Source organism: Pseudomonas cerasi, assembly GCF_027983475.1.
Lineage (GTDB): Bacteria > Pseudomonadota > Gammaproteobacteria > Pseudomonadales > Pseudomonadaceae > Aquipseudomonas > Aquipseudomonas cerasi.
The window spans coordinates 1,525,064-1,543,313 of the sequence record NZ_JAQJVM010000002.1; the positions used below are offsets into that span (position 1 = coordinate 1,525,064).

The 18,250-nt window shown below is 55.3% G+C and carries 14 protein-coding genes and 4 tRNA genes; all 18 read right to left on the reverse strand.

Annotation, left to right across the window (positions count from 1 at the left end; genetic code table 11):
* Positions 1–26: 26 nt before the first annotated feature.
* The 18 genes from fusA to birA all read right to left on the reverse strand — a co-directional run bounded on the left by fusA (position 27) and on the right by birA (position 18,038).
* Positions 27–2,132, reverse strand: a complete 2,106-nt coding sequence (fusA, locus tag PI739_RS16115) for an elongation factor G (protein WP_003369029.1) — start codon at positions 2,130–2,132, stop codon at positions 27–29.
* A 30-nt stretch (positions 2,133–2,162) separates the two neighbouring features.
* Positions 2,163–2,633 (reverse strand): 30S ribosomal protein S7, encoded by a 471-nt coding sequence (gene rpsG / locus PI739_RS16120; RefSeq protein ID WP_002555493.1) that lies wholly within the window; start codon positions 2,631–2,633, stop codon positions 2,163–2,165.
* A 122-nt stretch (positions 2,634–2,755) separates the two neighbouring features.
* Positions 2,756–3,127: a 30S ribosomal protein S12 gene (gene rpsL / locus PI739_RS16125; RefSeq protein WP_002555494.1), complete on the reverse strand. Its 372-nt coding sequence runs from the start codon at positions 3,125–3,127 to the stop codon at positions 2,756–2,758.
* Between the two features lie 199 nt (positions 3,128–3,326).
* Entirely contained in the window at positions 3,327–7,526 is a 4,200-nt protein-coding gene (gene rpoC, locus PI739_RS16130) for a DNA-directed RNA polymerase subunit beta' (protein WP_003431814.1), read from the reverse strand.
* A 64-nt stretch (positions 7,527–7,590) separates the two neighbouring features.
* The gene (gene rpoB / locus PI739_RS16135; RefSeq protein ID WP_003431815.1) at positions 7,591–11,664 is read right to left on the reverse strand and encodes a DNA-directed RNA polymerase subunit beta; all 4,074 of its coding nucleotides are present in this window, start codon (positions 11,662–11,664) and stop codon (positions 7,591–7,593) included.
* Positions 11,665–11,885: 221 nt separating this feature from the next.
* On the reverse strand, positions 11,886–12,251 hold the full coding sequence (rplL, locus tag PI739_RS16140) for a 50S ribosomal protein L7/L12 (RefSeq protein WP_003317111.1): 366 nt from the start codon (positions 12,249–12,251) through the stop codon (positions 11,886–11,888).
* A 79-nt stretch (positions 12,252–12,330) separates the two neighbouring features.
* Positions 12,331–12,831 (reverse strand): 50S ribosomal protein L10, encoded by a 501-nt coding sequence (gene rplJ / locus PI739_RS16145; protein ID WP_003431816.1) that lies wholly within the window; start codon positions 12,829–12,831, stop codon positions 12,331–12,333.
* A 201-nt stretch (positions 12,832–13,032) separates the two neighbouring features.
* A complete protein-coding gene (gene rplA / locus PI739_RS16150) occupies positions 13,033–13,728 on the reverse strand; it encodes a 50S ribosomal protein L1 (protein WP_002555499.1) in 696 nt (231 codons plus the stop codon).
* Positions 13,728–14,159, reverse strand: a complete 432-nt coding sequence (rplK, locus tag PI739_RS16155) for a 50S ribosomal protein L11 (RefSeq protein ID WP_002555500.1) — start codon at positions 14,157–14,159, stop codon at positions 13,728–13,730. Before rplK ends, rplA begins: the two co-directional genes overlap by 1 nt.
* A gap of 118 nt (positions 14,160–14,277) precedes the next feature.
* Positions 14,278–14,811, reverse strand: coding sequence for a transcription termination/antitermination protein NusG (nusG, locus tag PI739_RS16160; RefSeq protein WP_002555501.1), 534 nt, complete (start codon positions 14,809–14,811; stop codon positions 14,278–14,280).
* A gap of 9 nt (positions 14,812–14,820) precedes the next feature.
* Positions 14,821–15,189, reverse strand: coding sequence for a preprotein translocase subunit SecE (gene secE / locus PI739_RS16165; protein ID WP_002555502.1), 369 nt, complete (start codon positions 15,187–15,189; stop codon positions 14,821–14,823).
* Positions 15,190–15,235: 46 nt separating this feature from the next.
* Positions 15,236–15,311: transfer RNA gene (locus PI739_RS16170), tRNA-Trp, on the reverse strand.
* A gap of 165 nt (positions 15,312–15,476) precedes the next feature.
* Positions 15,477–15,552: transfer RNA gene (locus PI739_RS16175), tRNA-Thr, on the reverse strand.
* A 26-nt stretch (positions 15,553–15,578) separates the two neighbouring features.
* Positions 15,579–15,652: transfer RNA gene (locus PI739_RS16180), tRNA-Gly, on the reverse strand.
* A 24-nt stretch (positions 15,653–15,676) separates the two neighbouring features.
* Positions 15,677–15,761 (reverse strand) — tRNA-Tyr (locus tag PI739_RS16185).
* Between the two features lie 142 nt (positions 15,762–15,903).
* Positions 15,904–16,332, reverse strand: a complete 429-nt coding sequence (locus PI739_RS16190; protein WP_054081918.1) for a hypothetical protein — start codon at positions 16,330–16,332, stop codon at positions 15,904–15,906.
* 7 nt (positions 16,333–16,339) lie between these two features.
* A complete protein-coding gene (locus PI739_RS16195; RefSeq protein WP_054081917.1) occupies positions 16,340–17,089 on the reverse strand; it encodes a pantothenate kinase in 750 nt (249 codons plus the stop codon).
* On the reverse strand, positions 17,079–18,038 hold the full coding sequence (gene birA / locus PI739_RS16200; RefSeq protein WP_054081916.1) for a bifunctional biotin--[acetyl-CoA-carboxylase] ligase/biotin operon repressor BirA: 960 nt from the start codon (positions 18,036–18,038) through the stop codon (positions 17,079–17,081). Before birA ends, PI739_RS16195 begins: the two co-directional genes overlap by 11 nt.
* Between the last annotated feature and the right edge of the window lie 212 nt (positions 18,039–18,250).

Genomic DNA, 18,250 nt, shown 5'->3' on the forward strand with positions numbered 1-18,250 from the left:
ATAACTCCTAGCCTAAAGGCGCTGAATCAGCCTTGTTTTTTGGTTACAGTTTCGACGATGTGCGACGGAGCTGTATTGTATTTTTTGAATTCCATAGAGTAGCTTGCGCGACCCTGAGACATGGAGCGAACGTCGGTCGCATAACCGAACATCTCACCCAACGGAACCTCGGCACGAATTACCTTGCCGGAAACCGTATCTTCCATACCCAGAATCATGCCGCGACGGCGGTTAAGGTCGCCCATCACGTCACCCATATAGTCTTCAGGCGTAACAACCTCTACCGCCATGATCGGCTCAAGCAACTCACCACCGCCCTTCTGGGCCAGTTGCTTGGTCGCCATGGAGGCAGCCACCTTAAACGCCATCTCGTTCGAGTCGACGTCATGGTAGGAACCATCAAACACGGTAGCCTTCAGGCCGATCAGCGGATAGCCGGCAACAACGCCGTTCTTCATCTGCTCTTCGATACCCTTCTGGATAGCCGGGATGTATTCCTTGGGAACAACACCACCTACCACTTCGTTTACGAATTGCAGACCTTCCTGACCTTCGTCAGCAGGTGCAAAACGGATCCAGCAGTGACCGAACTGGCCACGACCGCCGGATTGACGAACGAACTTGCCTTCGATTTCACAATTCTTCGTGATGCGCTCACGATAGGAAACCTGAGGCTTGCCGATGTTGGCTTCGACGTTGAACTCACGGCGCATCCGGTCAACCAGGATGTCCAGGTGCAGCTCGCCCATGCCAGAGATGATCGTTTGACCAGTCTCTTCATCAGTCTTGACGCGGAAAGACGGGTCTTCCTGAGCAAGTTTGCCCAGTGCGATACCCATTTTTTCCTGGTCATCCTTGGTTTTAGGCTCAACGGCAACCGAAATAACCGGCTCCGGGAAGTCCATGCGAACCAGGATGATTGGCTTGTCAGCGTTGCACAAGGTCTCACCAGTGGTGACGTCCTTCATGCCGATCAAGGCCGCGATGTCACCAGCGCGTACTTCCTTGATCTCTTCGCGGGCGTTTGCGTGCATCTGCACCATACGACCCACACGCTCTTTCTTGCCCTTGACCGAGTTGATCACGCCGTCGCCGGATGCCAACACGCCCGAGTAAACGCGGACGAAAGTCAAGGTACCCACGAATGGGTCGGTAGCGATCTTGAACGCCAGAGCCGAGAACGGCTCGTTGTCGTCTGCATGACGCTCCATCAGGACTTCTTCGTTATCAGGATCGGAACCCTTGATAGCTGGAATGTCGGTCGGAGCCGGCAGGTAGTCGATCACGGCGTCGAGAACCAGGGGAACGCCCTTGTTCTTGAAGGAAGAACCGCAAACAGCAAGAACGATCTCGCCAGCGATAGTACGCTGACGCAGAGCGGCCTTGATTTCCTCGTTGGAGAGTTCCTCACCTTCGAGGTACTTGTTCATCAGCTCTTCGCTGGCTTCGGCCGCAGCCTCGACCATGTTGCTGCGCCATTCGTCAGCCAGTTCCTGCAGTTCAGCAGGAATAGGCTCACGACGTGGAACCATACCCTTGTCGGCATCGTTCCAGTAAACAGCTTCCATGGACATCAGATCGATCTGACCCTGGAAGTTGTCTTCGGCGCCAATGGCCAGCTGGATCGGCACCGGGGTGTGACCCAGGCGCTGCTTGATCTGAGCGATTACGCGCAGAAAGTTCGCACCTGCACGGTCCATCTTGTTCACGTAAACGATACGCGGAACACCGTACTTGTTGGCTTGACGCCATACGGTTTCGGACTGCGGTTCTACGCCGGAAGTACCACAGAACACAACGACCGCGCCGTCGAGTACACGCAGGGAACGCTCAACTTCAATGGTGAAGTCAACGTGGCCCGGGGTGTCAATAACGTTGAAACGGTATTGGTCTTTGTGTTGCTTCTCGGAACCCTGCCAGAAGGCAGTAATAGCAGCAGAAGTAATGGTAATACCACGCTCCTGCTCCTGAACCATCCAGTCCGTGGTCGCGGCGCCGTCATGCACCTCGCCCATTTTGTGGCTTTTGCCGGTGTAAAAAAGGACGCGCTCGGTGGTGGTGGTTTTACCAGCATCCACGTGAGCAACGATACCAATGTTACGGTAGCGGCCAATCGGAGTAGTACGAGCCATAAAGCCCTCGCAAAATTAGTGACGCTGAAATTAGAAGCGGTAGTGCGAGAAAGCCTTGTTGGCCTCAGCCATACGGTGCACGTCTTCACGCTTCTTGACCGCAGCACCTTTACCTTCGGCGGCGTCCAGCAGTTCGCCAGCCAAACGCAGCGCCATTGACTTCTCACCGCGCTTGCGCGCGAAGTCTACCAGCCAACGCATTGCCAGAGCATTACGACGGGACGGACGAACTTCGACAGGAACCTGGTAAGTAGCACCGCCTACACGGCGCGACTTTACTTCGACCAGCGGAGCGATGGCGTCGAGAGCTTTCTCGAAGATTTCCAGGGGGTCGCTGTTCTTACGTTCTTTAACCTTTTCCAGCGCGCCATAAACGATACGCTCGGCAACGGCTTTCTTGCCGCTTTCCATTACGTGATTCATGAACTTGGCCAGAATCTGGCTGCCGTATTTTGGATCGTCAAGCACTTCGCGCTTGGCTGCTACGCGTCTTCTTGGCATGGATAAGCCCTCAAACGGTCTTCAGGTTAGCTCGGGACCACCATCCTGCGAGGGATGCGCCCGACCTTACTCTTATCGACTCAGAAAAATAGAAATCTGCAATTTCAAACAGAAGCCAAAAACTACTTAGGCTTCTTGGTACCGTATTTCGAGCGACCCTGGTTACGACCTTTAACGCCGGAAGTATCCAAAGAACCACGAACGGTGTGATAACGAACACCTGGCAAGTCTTTTACACGACCGCCACGGATCAGTACCACGCTGTGCTCTTGCAGGTTGTGACCTTCACCACCGATGTACGAGGAAACCTCGAAACCGTTGGTCAGGCGCACACGGCAGACTTTACGCAATGCCGAGTTAGGTTTTTTCGGCGTGGTGGTATACACACGAGTGCACACACCGCGACGTTGCGGGCAGTTCTGCAGCGCAGGTACGTCGGATTTCTCGACGATACGCTTACGCGGCTGACGTACCAGCTGGTTGATAGTTGCCATCTACTAGCTCCACTGTTGTCTTGCGACGCTATTGTCTTACAAGAAAAGCAAATGACAGGGCACAGGCCCCGCCAAATTTAGGGGTACAAGAGTCTAAAGAGGATCCCGCCCCCAGTCAAGACAAAGCCCCGACGTCCTCACCGGGCGAGGCAGCACGAAAGGTGCTGTCTGCCAAGTGAAAAATGCCGAGGCTCTGGTCTCAATTACCGCTGGAGTTCAACGCTTCCGTCAGAGCTGCTTCTACTTCGCTCGCGCTGACACGGGTCGGTTTGTCCATTTCACGACGACGCTTGCGCTCGCTGTGATAAGCCAGACCAGTACCGGCCGGGATCAGACGACCCACGACCACGTTTTCCTTCAGGCCGCGCAGGTAATCGCGCTTGCCGGTCACAGCCGCTTCGGTCAGTACGCGGGTTGTCTCCTGGAAGGAGGCCGCGGAGATGAACGACTCGGTGGACAGCGATGCCTTGGTGATACCCAGCAACACGCGAGTGAACTTGGAAACAAACTTGTCTTCCGTGCTCAAACGCTCGTTTTCTACCAGTACGTGAGTCAATTCCATCTGGTCGCCCTTGATGAAACTGGAATCGCCAGACTCGGCAATCTCAACCTTGCGCAGCATCTGACGCAGAATCGTCTCGATGTGCTTGTCGTTGATCTTCACGCCTTGCAGACGGTATACGTCCTGAATCTCGTTGACGATGTACTTGGCCAGCGCACTCACACCCAGCAGACGCAGGATGTCGTGTGGATCGCTCGGGCCGTCGGAGATAACTTCGCCGCGGTTCACTTGCTCGCCTTCGAAGACGTTCAGGTGACGCCACTTCGGAATCAGTTCCTCGTACGGATCGCTACCGTCATTCGGGGTAATGACCAGACGGCGCTTGCCTTTGGTCTCTTTACCGAATGCGATGGTACCGCTGACTTCTGCAAGGATCGACGCCTCTTTCGGACGACGCGCTTCGAACAGGTCGGCAACACGCGGCAGACCACCGGTGATGTCACGAGTCTTCGAAGTTTCCTGCGGAATACGAGCGATAACATCACCGATCGCGATCTGCGCACCGTCAGCAACACCAACAAGGGCGTTGGCCGGCAGGAAGTACTGGGCCGGTACGTCAGTACCAGGCAGCAACAGATCCTTGCCATCCAGACCGACCATCTTCACAGCAGGACGGATGTCCTTGCCGGCAGCCGGGCGGTCTTTGGCGTCGAGCACTTCAATGTTGGTCATACCGGTCAATTCGTCTGTCTGACGCTTGATCGTGATGCCTTCTTCCATGCCTACGTAGGTAACAGTACCTTTCATCTCGGTGACGATTGGGTGAGTGTGCGGATCCCACTTGGCCACGATAGAGCCAGCGTCGACCTTGTCGCCTTCCTTCACCGAAATCACTGCACCGTATGGCAGCTTGTAACGCTCACGCTCGCGACCGAAGTCATCTGCGATTGCCAGCTCACCGGAGCGGGATACCGCAACCAGGTGACCGTCAACACGCTCGACGTGCTTCAGGTTGTGCAGACGGACAGTACCGCCATTCTTCACCTGAACGCTGTCGGCTGCCGAGGTCCGGCTTGCCGCACCACCGATGTGGAACGTACGCATTGTCAGCTGGGTACCCGGCTCACCGATCGACTGTGCAGCGATTACGCCGACAGCTTCACCGATGTTGACCTGATGACCGCGTGCCAGGTCGCGACCGTAGCACTTGGCGCAGATGCCGTAGCGGGTTTCGCAGCTGATTGGCGAACGAACGATGACTTCGTCGATGCTGTTCAGCTCGATGAACTCGACCCACTTCTCGTCTACCAGCGTGCCAGCAGGCACGATGACATCTTCTGTGCCCGGCTTGAATACGTCACGGGCGATGACTCGACCCAGTACGCGCTCACCCAGCGGCTCCACAACGTCACCGCCTTCAATGTGCGGTGTCATCAGCAGACCGTGCTCGGTACCGCAGTCAACCTCGGTAACCACCAGATCCTGAGCGACGTCTACCAGACGGCGTGTCAGATAACCGGAGTTAGCGGTTTTCAGTGCGGTATCCGCAAGACCCTTACGAGCACCGTGAGTAGAGATGAAGTACTGAAGTACGCTCAAACCTTCACGGAAGTTCGCAGTGATCGGCGTTTCAATGATGGAGCCGTCAGGCTTGGCCATCAGACCACGCATACCGGCCAGCTGACGGATCTGGGCAGCAGAACCACGCGCCCCGGAGTCAGCCATCATGTACATCGAGTTGAAGGATTCCTGATCAACTTCGACGCCGTGACGGTCGATAACACGCTCTTTGGACAGGTTCGACATCATCGCTTTCGAGACTTCGTCGTTCGCCTTGGACCAAAGGTCGATTACCTTGTTGTACTTCTCGCCCTGGGTTACCAGGCCGGAGGCGTACTGACTTTCGATCTCTTTAACTTCTTCGGTAGCCGCGTCGATGATGCGAGCTTTTTCATCAGGGATAACGAAGTCGTTAACGCCGATGGAAACACCCGAAATGGTCGAGTAGGCAAAACCGGTGTACATCAACTGGTCAGCGAAGATAACGGTCTCTTTCAGGCCAACCACGCGATAGCACTGGTTGATCAGCTTGGAGATCGCCTTCTTCTTCATCGGCTGGTTGACAACGTCGTAGGACAGGCCGGCCGGAACCACCTGGAACAGCAGCGCACGGCCGACAGTGGTGTCGACGATACGGGTGTTCTTGACGCTGCCACCATCACGGTCGTTGACCGTTTCGTGGATACGAACCTTGACCTTGGCGTGCAGAGCCGCTTCGCCGGCGCGGAATACGCGGTCGACTTCCTGCAGATCCGCAAATACACGACCTTCGCCCTTGGCGTTGATCGCTTCGCGAGTCATGTAGTACAGACCCAGTACAACGTCCTGCGAAGGAACGATGATTGGCTCACCGTTGGCTGGCGACAGAATGTTGTTGGTCGACATCATCAGTGCACGGGCTTCGAGCTGAGCTTCCAGCGTCAGAGGCACGTGAACGGCCATCTGGTCACCGTCGAAGTCGGCGTTGTACGCAGCACAGACCAGCGGGTGCAGCTGAATAGCCTTACCTTCGATCAGTACCGGTTCAAACGCCTGGATGCCCAGACGGTGAAGCGTTGGCGCACGGTTCAGAAGCACTGGGTGTTCGCGAATCACTTCAGCGAGAACGTCCCAGACCTCTGGCAGCTCGCGCTCGACCATCTTCTTGGCAGCTTTGATGGTCGTGGCCAGGCCACGCATTTCCAGCTTGCCGAAAATGAACGGCTTGAACAGCTCGAGAGCCATCTTCTTCGGCAGACCGCACTGGTGCAGACGCAGGGTCGGACCTACGGTAATTACCGAACGACCCGAGTAGTCAACACGCTTACCGAGCAAGTTCTGACGGAAACGACCCTGTTTACCCTTGATCATGTCAGCCAGGGATTTCAGAGGACGCTTGTTGGAACCTGTGATCGCACGACCGCGACGGCCGTTGTCGAGCAGTGCATCGACCGCTTCCTGCAGCATGCGCTTTTCGTTGCGCACGATGATATCGGGAGCGGACAGATCCAGCAGGCGCTTCAGACGGTTGTTACGGTTGATCACTCGACGATACAGGTCGTTGAGGTCGGACGTCGCGAAACGGCCACCGTCAAGCGGAACCAGAGGACGCAGATCTGGCGGCAGAACCGGCAGAACGGTCAGCACCATCCACTCAGGAAGGTTGCCGGAACCTTGGAAGGCTTCCATCAATTTCAGACGCTTGGACAGCTTCTTGATTTTGGTTTCGGAATTGGTTTGCGGAATTTCTTCGCGCAGGCGGCCAATTTCGTGCTCAAGGTCAATAGCGTGCAGCAGCTCGCGGACAGCCTCGGCACCCATGCGGGCATCGAAGTCGTCACCGAACTCTTCAAGCGCTTCGAAGTACTGCTCGTCGTTCAGCAGCTGACCTTTTTCAAGGGTAGTCATGCCTGGATCGATAACGACATAGCTCTCGAAGTAGAGAACACGTTCGATATCACGCAGGGTCATGTCCATCAGCAAACCGATACGGGACGGCAGCGATTTCAGAAACCAGATGTGAGCAACCGGCGAAGCCAGCTCGATGTGAGCCATGCGCTCGCGACGAACCTTGGCCAGTGCTACTTCAACACCGCATTTTTCGCAGATGACACCACGGTGCTTCAGGCGCTTGTACTTACCGCACAGGCACTCGTAATCTTTTACCGGGCCAAAGATCTTGGCGCAGAACAGACCGTCACGCTCAGGCTTGAACGTACGGTAGTTGATGGTTTCCGGCTTTTTAACTTCACCGAACGACCAAGAGCGGATCATCTCAGGCGATGCAAGTCCGATACGGATTGCGTCGAACTCTTCGACTTGACCCTGGTTTTTCAGCAAATTCAGTAGGTCTTTCAAGGCTTTTCCTCCTGGCGGAGCAGGGAGCAGGCAATACCGCCCTGCCCCCGATTCGCGTCACGTGTTATTCGGTTTCCAGATCGATATCGATACCGAGCGAACGGATTTCTTTGATCAACACGTTGAAAGACTCGGGCATGCCCGGCTCCATACGGTGATCGCCGTCCACGATGTTTTTGTACATCTTGGTACGACCGTTCACATCGTCCGACTTCACTGTGAGCATTTCCTGCAGAGTGTACGCCGCGCCGTATGCTTCCAGCGCCCACACTTCCATCTCCCCGAAACGCTGACCACCGAACTGTGCCTTACCACCCAGCGGCTGCTGGGTAACCAGGCTGTACGAACCAGTGGAACGCGCGTGCATCTTGTCGTCCACCAAGTGGTTCAGCTTCAGCATGTACATGTAGCCAACCGTTACAGCACGTTCAAACTTGTTGCCGGTACGACCGTCGAACAGCTGCATCTGGCCGCTTTCCGGCATATCTGCCAGCTTGAGCATTGCCTTGATTTCGCTTTCCTTGGCACCGTCGAAAACCGGGGTAGCCATCGGTACGCCGTTACGCAGGTTCTTCGCGAGGTCCAGAATCTCGTTGTCGGAGAGGTCTTCCAGAGACTCCTGACGACCGCCGATTTCGTTATAGATCTCGTTGAGGAACTTGCGCAGCTCAGCAACCTTACGCTGCTCTTCGAGCATGCGGTTGATCTTCTCGCCCAGACCTTTGGCCGCGAGGCCCAGGTGGGTTTCGAGAATCTGACCAACGTTCATACGCGAAGGTACGCCCAGCGGGTTGAGGACGATATCGACCGGCGTGCCATTGGCATCGTGCGGCATGTCTTCAACCGGCATGATCACAGAGACCACACCCTTGTTACCGTGACGACCGGCCATCTTGTCGCCCGGCTGGATGCGGCGACGGATTGCCAGGTAGACCTTGACGATTTTCAGAACGCCTGGAGCCAGGTCATCGCCCTGCTGCAGTTTGCGTTTCTTGTCTTCGAACTTGTCATCCAGAAGACGACGACGATCAACGATGTAAGCCTGAGCCTTTTCGAGCTGCTCGTTGAGAGCATCTTCAGCCATGCGCAGCTTGAACCACTGACCATGCTCAAGACCGTCGAGCACTTCGTTGGTGATCTCCTGGCCCTTTTTGAGGCCAGCGCCGCCTTCAGCTACACGACCCACCAGCGCAGAGCGCAGACGTTCGAAAGTAGCGCCTTCGACAATACGGAACTCTTCGTTCAGATCCTTGCGGATCTCGTCGAGTTGCGACTTCTCGATGGACAGGGCACGCGCATCACGCTCGACACCATCACGGGTGAAGACCTGAACGTCAATGACAGTACCTTTGGTACCGGTTGGTACACGCAGGGAGGTGTCTTTAACGTCGCTGGCTTTCTCACCGAAGATCGCGCGCAACAGTTTTTCTTCCGGTGTCAGCTGGGTCTCGCCTTTCGGAGTGACCTTACCGACCAGGATGTCGCCGGCGCCGACTTCGGCACCTACATAAACGATACCCGCTTCGTCCAGCTTGTTCAGAGCAGCTTCACCCACGTTAGGGATGTCAGCTGTGATTTCCTCTGGCCCAAGCTTGGTGTCACGTGCCACACAGGTCAGTTCCTGAATGTGGATCGTGGTGAAGCGGTCTTCCTGAACAACACGCTCAGAAAGACAGATGGAGTCTTCGAAGTTGAAACCGTTCCAGGCCATGAACGCGATGCGCATGTTCTGACCCAGCGCCAGTTCACCCATATCGGTGGACGGGCCGTCGGCCATGATGTCGCTACGCTGAACACGGTCACCCTTGCTGACCAGCGGACGCTGGTTGATGCAGGTGTTCTGGTTCGAACGGGTGTATTTGGTCAGGTTGTAGATGTCTACACCCGCCTCACCTGTTTCAACTTCATCATCAGCAACGCGGACAACGATACGGCTGGCGTCAACCGAGTCGATCACACCACCACGACGAGCCACGACGCAAACGCCGGAGTCGCGAGCAACGTTGCGCTCCATGCCAGTACCTACCAGCGGCTTGTCGGCACGCAGAGTAGGAACAGCCTGACGCTGCATGTTCGAACCCATCAACGCACGGTTGGCGTCATCGTGCTCGAGGAACGGAATCAGCGATGCAGCTACCGAGACAACCTGCTTGGGCGAAACGTCCATGAGGGTGACATCGGCTGGCGCCTTGACGGTGAATTCGTTCAAGTGACGCACAGCAACCAGCTCGTCGATCAGCTCTTGCTTGTCGTTCATTGCGGCCGAAGCCTGAGCAATGACGTGGTCCGCTTCTTCGATCGCCGAAAGGAAGACGATCTCTTCGGTGACCAGACCTTCCTTGACCACACGGTACGGACTCTCGAGGAAGCCGTACTGGTTGGTGCGGGCATAGGCCGCCAGGGAGTTGATCAGACCGATGTTCGGACCTTCAGGCGTCTCGATCGGGCACACACGGCCGTAGTGAGTCGGGTGAACGTCTCGAACTTCAAAGCCGGCACGCTCACGCGTCAGACCGCCAGGGCCGAGCGCGGAAACACGACGCTTGTGCGTGATCTCGGACAGCGGGTTGTTCTGGTCCATGAACTGGGACAGCTGGCTGGAACCGAAGAACTCTTTGACCGCCGCCGCAACAGGTTTGGCGTTGATCAGGTCCTGAGGCATCAGGCCTTCGCTTTCTGCCATGGACAGACGTTCTTTGACAGCGCGCTCGACACGGACCAGACCTACACGGAACTGGTTCTCGGCCATCTCGCCAACGCAACGAACGCGACGGTTACCGAGGTGGTCGATGTCATCGACGATGCCTTTGCCGTTACGGATATCAACGAGGGTCTTGAGGACCGCTACGATGTCTTCCTTGCACAGCACGCCCGAGCCTTCGATTTCGGTACGACCGATACGACGGTTGAACTTCATCCGGCCTACAGCAGACAGGTCGTAACGCTCAGGACTGAAGAAGAGGTTGTTGAACAGTGTTTCAGCGGCATCCTTGGTTGGCGGCTCGCCAGGACGCATCATTCGATAGATCTCGACCAGCGCTTCCAGTTGGTTGCTGGTGGAGTCGATCTTCAGTGTGTCGGAGACGAACGGACCGCAGTCGATGTCGTTGGTGTACAACGTTTCGATGCGAACAACCTGAGCCTTGGCGATCTTGGCCAGGATTTCAGTGTTCAGCTCGGTGTTGCACTCGGCAATGATCTCACCGGTTGCCGGATGCACGATGACCTTGGCTGTAGTGCGACCCAGGACGTAGTCCAGAGGCACTTCCAGCTCTTTGATCCCGGCCTTTTCCAGCTGGTTGATGTGACGGGCAGTGATACGACGACCCTGCTCGACAATAACCTTGCCCTTGTCGTCCAGGATATCCAGAACGGCAATTTCACCACGCAGGCGCTGAGGCACCAGTTCCAGGCTCAGGTTTTCGCCGCGCACATGGAATACGTTGGTGGTGTAGAAAGCATCAAGCACTTGCTCGGTGGTGTAACCCAGAGCGCGCAGAAGTACGGACGCAGGCAGCTTGCGACGACGGTCGATACGGACGAATACGCAGTCTTTCGGATCGAACTCGAAGTCCAGCCACGAACCGCGGTAAGGAATGATACGAGCGGAGTACAGCAGCTTGCCGGAGCTGTGCGTCTTGCCACGGTCGTGGTCGAAGAATACGCCAGGCGAACGGTGAAGCTGAGACACGATAACGCGCTCGGTGCCATTGATTACAAAGGTACCGTTCTCAGTCATCAGGGGGATTTCACCCATGTAGACTTCTTGCTCTTTGATGTCCTTGATCGCTTTGTTCGACGATTCTTTGTCGAAAATGATCAGACGGACCTTGACTCGCAGAGGTACTGCGTAAGTCACACCGCGCAGCACGCATTCCTTGACATCAAATGCCGGTTCGCCCAAGCGATAACCTACATACTCCAGCGCAGCATTGCCGGAGTAGCTGATGATCGGGAAAACGGATTTGAAGGCTGCATGCAGACCGACGTCGCGGAACTGATCTTTGGTCGCTCCCGCCTGCAGGAATTCGCGATACGAATCCAGCTGGATGGCCAAGAGATACGGCACATCCATTACGTCCGGCAACTTGCTAAAGTCCTTGCGGATACGTTTTTTCTCAGTATATGAGTAAGCCATCAGCGTTCCCCAGCTTGGTCACCTGCTTGTTTGGCTCCCTCCCGACGGAAGCAGCCAGAAAATCTTGCAAACCCCTTGGTTTGCGCCACCGCCATCGGTGGATGCCACACGTTACAGACGTTGACAGCGCCAATCGTCTATAACGGAAAAAGGCCGGTGGCAAAAGCCACCAGCCATCAGCCTTTCGCTAAACGCGTGGGCTGGACACTCAAAATCGATGCTTATTTCAGCTCGACTTTAGCGCCTGCTTCTTCCAGGGTAGCTTTTGCTTTGTCAGCTGCGTCTTTCGACACTGCTTCCAGAACCTGGGCAGGAGCGCCGTCAACTACAGCCTTGGCTTCTTTCAGGCCCAGACCGGTCAGTTCACGAACTGCCTTGATCACGTTTACTTTCTTCTCGCCAGCTTCCAGCAGCATGACGTTGAATTCAGTTTGTTCTTCAACAACAGCAGCTGCAGCAGCAGGACCAGCAGAGCCAGCAGCAGCAGTAACGCCGAACTTCTCTTCGAAAGCCTTGATCAGCTCTACAACCTGCAGAACGGACATTTCAGCTACGGCGTTAAGGATATCGTCTTGAGAGATGGACATGACTCAATTTCCTGAATTGGGGGACGGCCTACGCGACCATCAAAATAAACAAAAATACGCGAAAAGATCTGACTCAGCCTTAGGCTGCAGCTGCTTCTTTTTGGTCGCGAACAGCCGCCAGAGTACGAGCCAACTTGCTGGTAGCGCCTTGAATCACGCTCATCAGCTGAGAAATTGCTTCGTCACGGGTCGGCAGGCTTGCCAGTACATCGATCTGATTAGCTGCGAGGAACTTGCCCTCGAACGCAGCTGCCTTGATCTCGAACTTGTCCTGACCTTTAGCGAATTCCTTGAACAAACGGGCAGCAGCGCCAGGATGTTCATTGGAGAACGCGATCAAGGTCGGGCCAGTGAACACGTCGTTGAGGACACTGAATTCAGTGTCAGCAACAGCGCGCTTGAGCAGGGTGTTACGTACAACACGTACGTAAACGCCAGCTTCACGAGCCTCTTTACGGAGTCCGGTCATTGCGCCAACCGTCACGCCACGGGCATCAGCCACGACAGCGGACAGACCAGCTTTGGCAGCCTCGTTGACTTCAGCGACGATGGCCTTCTTGTCTTCGAGTTTAATTGCCACGGGTTTAACTCCTGCTTGTTACCGTTTCATCCGACCGAAGCCAGATGTCGTTTTGGTGTCTGATTCGGTAAGGAACCGGGAGCACCATCTGCGTAGGCTTGTGGTTTAAGACTTGCGTCGCCTACGGTCTTGGATAGCCCCCGCCAGGCAGGGACCCCAATCTTTCAAACGGTACGGCATCAATCACCGTACCATTTTGTCTTACGCTTCCAACGAACCCTGGTCGATGACCAGGCCTGGGCCCATAGTGGTGCTCAGGGTGATGCGCTTGACGTAAATACCTTTCGAAGAAGCAGGCTTGATACGCTTCAGATCAGCGATCAGGGCTTCAACGTTTTCCTTCAGCTTGACAGCGTCGAAACCGACCTTGCCAACGGAAGTGTGGATGATGCCGTTTTTGTCGGTACGATAACGAACCTGACCAGCCTTGGCGTTCTTGACGGCGTTAGCAACGTCAGGAGTAACAGTGCCGACTTTCGGGTTTGGCATCAGACCGCGAGGACCGAGAACCTGACCCAGCTGACCCACAACGCGCATTGCGTCAGGGGAAGCGATAACGACGTCATAGTTCAGATCGCCAGCTTTCATTTCAGCGGCCAGATCGTCCATACCAACGCGGTCAGCACCGGCAGCCAGAGCAGCTTCAGCAGCAGGACCCTGGGTGAAAACTGCAACGCGTACAGTCTTACCGGTACCGTGTGGCAGTACAGTAGCGCTACGTACAACCTGGTCGGATTTACGAGGATCGACACCCAGGTTAACAGCAACGTCTACAGACTCGCTGAACTTGACAGTCGACAGCTCGGTCAGCAGAGCAGCAGCGTCTACGAAGTTGTAGGATTTACCAGCTTCGATCTTGCTGGCGATTGCCTTTTGACGCTTGGTCAGCTTAGCCATTACACACCCTCCACGTTAAGGCCCATGCTACGAGCGGAACCGGCGATGGTACGCACGGCCGCTTCCATGTCAGCTGCAGTCAGATCCGCATTTTTTGCTTTAGCGATATCTTCCAGCTGAGCACGAGTCACGGTGCCAACTTTAACGGTGTTCGGGCGAGCCGAGCCGCTGGTCAAGCCTGCAGCTTTCTTCAGCAGAACCGATGCAGGGGTACTTTTTGTTTCGAAAGTGAAGCTACGGTCGCTGTATACAGTGATGATCACTGGAGTCGGCAAGCCTGGCTCAATACCCTGAGTACGGGCGTTGAACGCTTTGCAGAATTCCATGATGTTCACACCGTGCTGACCCAGAGCAGGACCAACTGGCGGGCTTGGGTTAGCCTGAGCGGCTTTCACTTGCAGCTTGATGTATGCGGTTATCTTCTTGGCCATGAGGCACTCCAATTACGGGTTCAAGCGCCAACAAAGGCTCCCCGGTTACTTACGCGTATATCCCAGTGACGAAAAAACCCCACAGCCTTGGGCTGCGGGGTATGGGATTCCAGCTCAGTTATGCCTTTTCGACCTGACTGAACTCCAGCTCTACCGGAGTAGAGCGTCCGAAAATGAGCACCGCCACTTGAATCCGGCTCTTTTCGTAGTTAACTTCTTCGACCGTGCCATTGAAATCAGCGAACGGACCGTCGGTGACACGAACAACTTCACCTGGCTCGAACAGCGTTTTCGGCTTCGGCTTGTCGCTACCGTCAGCAACACGACGCAGAATCGCTTCTGCCTCTTTATCAGTGATGGGAGCAGGCTTGTCAGCGGTACCGCCGATGAAGCCCATGACACGCGGGGTGTCCTTGACCAAGTGCCAAGTACCCTCATTCATGTCCATCTGAACAAGCACATAACCTGGGAAGAACTTGCGTTCGCTTTTGCGCTTCTGGCCATTACGCATTTCAACCACTTCTTCAGTGGGAACCAGAATTTCGCCGAAGCCATCTTCCATGCCTGCCAGCTTCACACGCTCGATCAACGAGCGCATGACATGCTTCTCGTAACCCGAGTAAGCATGCACTACGTACCAACGCTTAGCCACGGGACACCCTTAGCCAACTATCAAGGAAACAAGCCAGCCGAGCAGGGAATCGAGCCCCCACAACAGCAACGCCATAACCAGCACAACAGCCACAACGATCAACGTGGTTTGAGTGGTTTCTTGGCGAGTAGGCCATACGACTTTACGGATCTCGGCACGGGCTTCTTTCGCCAAAACGAAGAAAGCCTTACCTTTGCCTGTCTGCAGCGCTACAAATGCAGCGGCTGCGGCAATCACAAGGAGAGCGAGAACGCGATACAGGATCGGCTCAGCAGAATAATACTGATTACCGACAACACCCACGACAACCAAAACGACTACCAGGAGCCACTTCAGCATATCAAAGCGAGAGTCTGATGCTTCAGCCTTGGGATTCATCTACGGAGATCCTGTGAAAAGAAAGCCAGATTACATCTAGGGAATCTGGCAGGTCAGGAGGGAATCGAACCCCCAACCTACGGTTTTGGAGACCGTCGCTCTGCCAATTGAGCTACTGACCTAAAAGCAAAATCAGGCCGACCATTATGCGGACCTGACAAGAGTTTTTCAACACCTTATTCGGAGAGCACCAAACAGGCGACGCCTTCCGAACAAGCTTTAGACGGCGCACGCAGCGCGGAACCACCTAAAACAAAGGCAGATATTTTCATATCTGCCTTTATCAATGGAGCTCTTGAGCGGATTTGAACCGCTGACCTCACCCTTACCAAGGGTGTGCTCTACCAACTGAGCTACAAGAGCAAAACACTATGCATGAACCACAAGCCTGGAGCGGGTAGCGGGAATCGAACCCGCATCATCAGCTTGGAAGGCTGAGGTTCTACCACTAAACTATACCCGCACAACTTGCAGCTCGCGCTAAATCTGGTGGAGGGGGAAGGATTCGAACCTTCGAAGTCGTAGACGTCAGATTTACAGTCTGATCCCTTTGGCCGCTCGGGAACCCCTCCTAGGCGAGGCAGCATTCTCAACTCATGCTACCCTTCTGTCAACCTTTTTCTCAGTAAAAACCTGAGGTTACATGCGTTGACTACTACCACTTCGTTCGTGAGACTTTCACCTCACTGCGAAGCGGGCGCCATTCTATGTAAACTAATCAGCAGTTGCAATGCCCCCGCACGACATTATTTGATTTTTTAATTGCGGGAAATCCTGACTCAGCTGGCTGATCAAGCCTGCTTCGACAAGGCGTCGACTTTCCGGCGCAATTTTCAGCCAGTAGGCGGTCGCCCCGCTCGTTTGCACTGACTGATATTGAGACTGGATATCCAGGCTGTTCAATCGCTGCTCTACCAAGCGCGCGTCCTCTTGCCTGGCAAAGCCACCAACGTACAGACATTTAGTGTCAGGATCGTGGGACGCCCGGCCAGCATCCGATTCGCTGAGCAGACGGATATCCTGCTGAGAAGCACGATGCAACGACAAGGGCATGACCTCCTTGGCCCTGAGCGGAGCCTCCTGCTGATGCCAGATGTAATAAAAGGCATTAAGCATCAACAGCAGAAGAAATAACCAACGCATAAAGACCTCAACGCAAAGGGCAGGCGAGAGCCAGCCCCACGAAGACCAGATCAGGAACAATTCGGGCTCCTGGCAGCACATCCGCAACCAGAGCAGCGTCACCGCCCGTCACAAAAATAGCAAAGTCGCCCCCCCAATACCCACGAGCTATCTCGACCTGAGTCACTGCAAACCCCCGAAGCATCAGCGAGCAGCCACGCTCTACCGCTTCTGCGGTCGCACGCCCGGGAACTAGACGAACCAACGCCCTTTCCGCCTCCGTGTCGTCATACCTGATGCGACGAGTATGGGTGCGCAACTGATTGCGCATCAAGGGCATCCCAGGACAGATGAAACCACCAAGATGCGCGCCGCCGGCGTCGACGAAATCAGATGTCACGGCAGTGCCCAGATCAATCACCAGGCATGCACGTTTGACAAGATGGTACGCACCTACAAAAGCCAGCCAGCGATCCAGGCCGAGACGTTCGAAATCGTCATAGCCATTGATCACCCCTCCCAGCTCGCGGGCAGGCACTGCGCAGACGGGGGCAACCGAGAACGCGTCAGCCAGGACAGCAACCAGACGCGCCGTTTCTTCGGCGCTGCGGACACTTACCAGACGGCAGTCGCTGAACGTCGTGTCAGGTAGATTGCGCAGGTGCTCCAACAAGGCTGCGTCAGAGTCCACAACACCGCCGCTGACCACTGCTGCATCGCTTTTAGCGGTAATGCGCCACTTGATGAAGCTGTTGCCGCAATCGAGCTCAAGAATCATCTCGCAACCTCAGGCTCAGCTCACCACCACTAAAGCTTTTTTCCACACCATTGACCTCCAACCGCAGCGCTCCAAGTGAGTCGACCCCCAACACTACTCCCTCCACGACCTCCACCCCCGAGAGCAGCTTGACCGCAGCACCCTGCCACAAGTGCCCACGCTCCCACTCCTTATGAAATGCTGCAAAGCCCTCCCTGCGATGAACCGCCATAAGAGCCTCAAGCTGGGTGCTTATACGAGCGGCGACCTGATTGCGATCAACCAGGCCGCCTGTCTCAAGCCTCATCGACGTCCATAGCTGATCCACCTCGCTGGAGGAACGCATGTTTACGTTCACCCCTATCCCGATGATCACATGACAAACGTCCGCCGGATCGCCAATCAGCTCGAGCAAAATGCCGGCGATCTTCTGCCTGCCAACAAGCACGTCGTTTGGCCACTTGAGGCCTGCGCCCTGGACGCCCATATCACGCAGGACATTCATCACCGCGAGCCCCACCAACAAGCTGAGGCCTTCCAGCTGACGCATCCCGCCATCGATGCGCAGGACCAGGCTGTAATACAGGTTTTCAGCAAAGGGACTTACCCACTTTCGACCACGTCGCCCTCTTCCGGAAGTCTGCTGTTCGGCCACCACCAGTCCAGGCAGAGGAACGCCTTGAGTGATCAGGCGTGCGGCCTCAGCGTTGGTCGAGTCGATGGAATCGTAAGTGCGAACAGACCAGTTGGCAGGAAAGCCTGACTGTTCGATACCGCCAGGACTTAGAAGAGAAATAGGCGTTGCGAGTCTATAACCACGACCACGCACCTTGTGGACATCTATGCCCAGATCCGCTTCAAGCTGCTGAAGCTGCTTCCATACAGCACTGCGACTTATGCCGAGGGCATCGCCCAATACCTGTCCGGAATGAAACGCACCATCGGCAAGAAGCTTTAACAAGGTCAGCATTTGGAATCGCCTGGCAATAAGGCACGCATCATAGCCACGCTGAGGCATGATGCATAGAAACGAAAACGTGTTTTCACGCTGGTTTTTGCAGGCACCAGACAAACAAAAACCCTCAACGCGTAAGCGAAGAGGGTTTCTGGAATTCAATCTTGACGATGACCTACTCTCACATGGGGAAACCCCACACTACCATCGGCGATACATCGTTTCAC

Bases quoted from the DNA above. Each gene is read 5' to 3' on its own strand.
- fusA (WP_003369029.1), bottom strand. From the start codon at position 2,132: ATGGCTCGTACTACTCCGATTGGCCGCTACCGTAACATTGGTATCGTT.
- rpsG (WP_002555493.1), bottom strand. From the start codon at position 2,633: ATGCCAAGAAGACGCGTAGCAGCCAAGCGCGAAGTGCTTGACGATCCA.
- rpsL (WP_002555494.1), bottom strand. From the start codon at position 3,127: ATGGCAACTATCAACCAGCTGGTACGTCAGCCGCGTAAGCGTATCGTC.
- rpoB (WP_003431815.1), bottom strand. From the start codon at position 11,664: ATGGCTTACTCATATACTGAGAAAAAACGTATCCGCAAGGACTTTAGC.
- rplL (WP_003317111.1), bottom strand. From the start codon at position 12,251: ATGTCCATCTCTCAAGACGATATCCTTAACGCCGTAGCTGAAATGTCC.
- rplA (WP_002555499.1), bottom strand. From the start codon at position 13,728: ATGGCTAAGCTGACCAAGCGTCAAAAGGCAATCGCCAGCAAGATCGAA.
- rplK (WP_002555500.1), bottom strand. From the start codon at position 14,159: ATGGCCAAGAAGATAACCGCATACATCAAGCTGCAAGTGAAAGCCGCT.
- secE (WP_002555502.1), bottom strand. From the start codon at position 15,189: ATGAATCCCAAGGCTGAAGCATCAGACTCTCGCTTTGATATGCTGAAG.
- PI739_RS16190 (WP_054081918.1), bottom strand. From the start codon at position 16,332: ATGCGTTGGTTATTTCTTCTGCTGTTGATGCTTAATGCCTTTTATTAC.
- PI739_RS16195 (WP_054081917.1), bottom strand. From the start codon at position 17,089: ATGATTCTTGAGCTCGATTGCGGCAACAGCTTCATCAAGTGGCGCATT.
- birA (WP_054081916.1), bottom strand. From the start codon at position 18,038: ATGCTGACCTTGTTAAAGCTTCTTGCCGATGGTGCGTTTCATTCCGGA.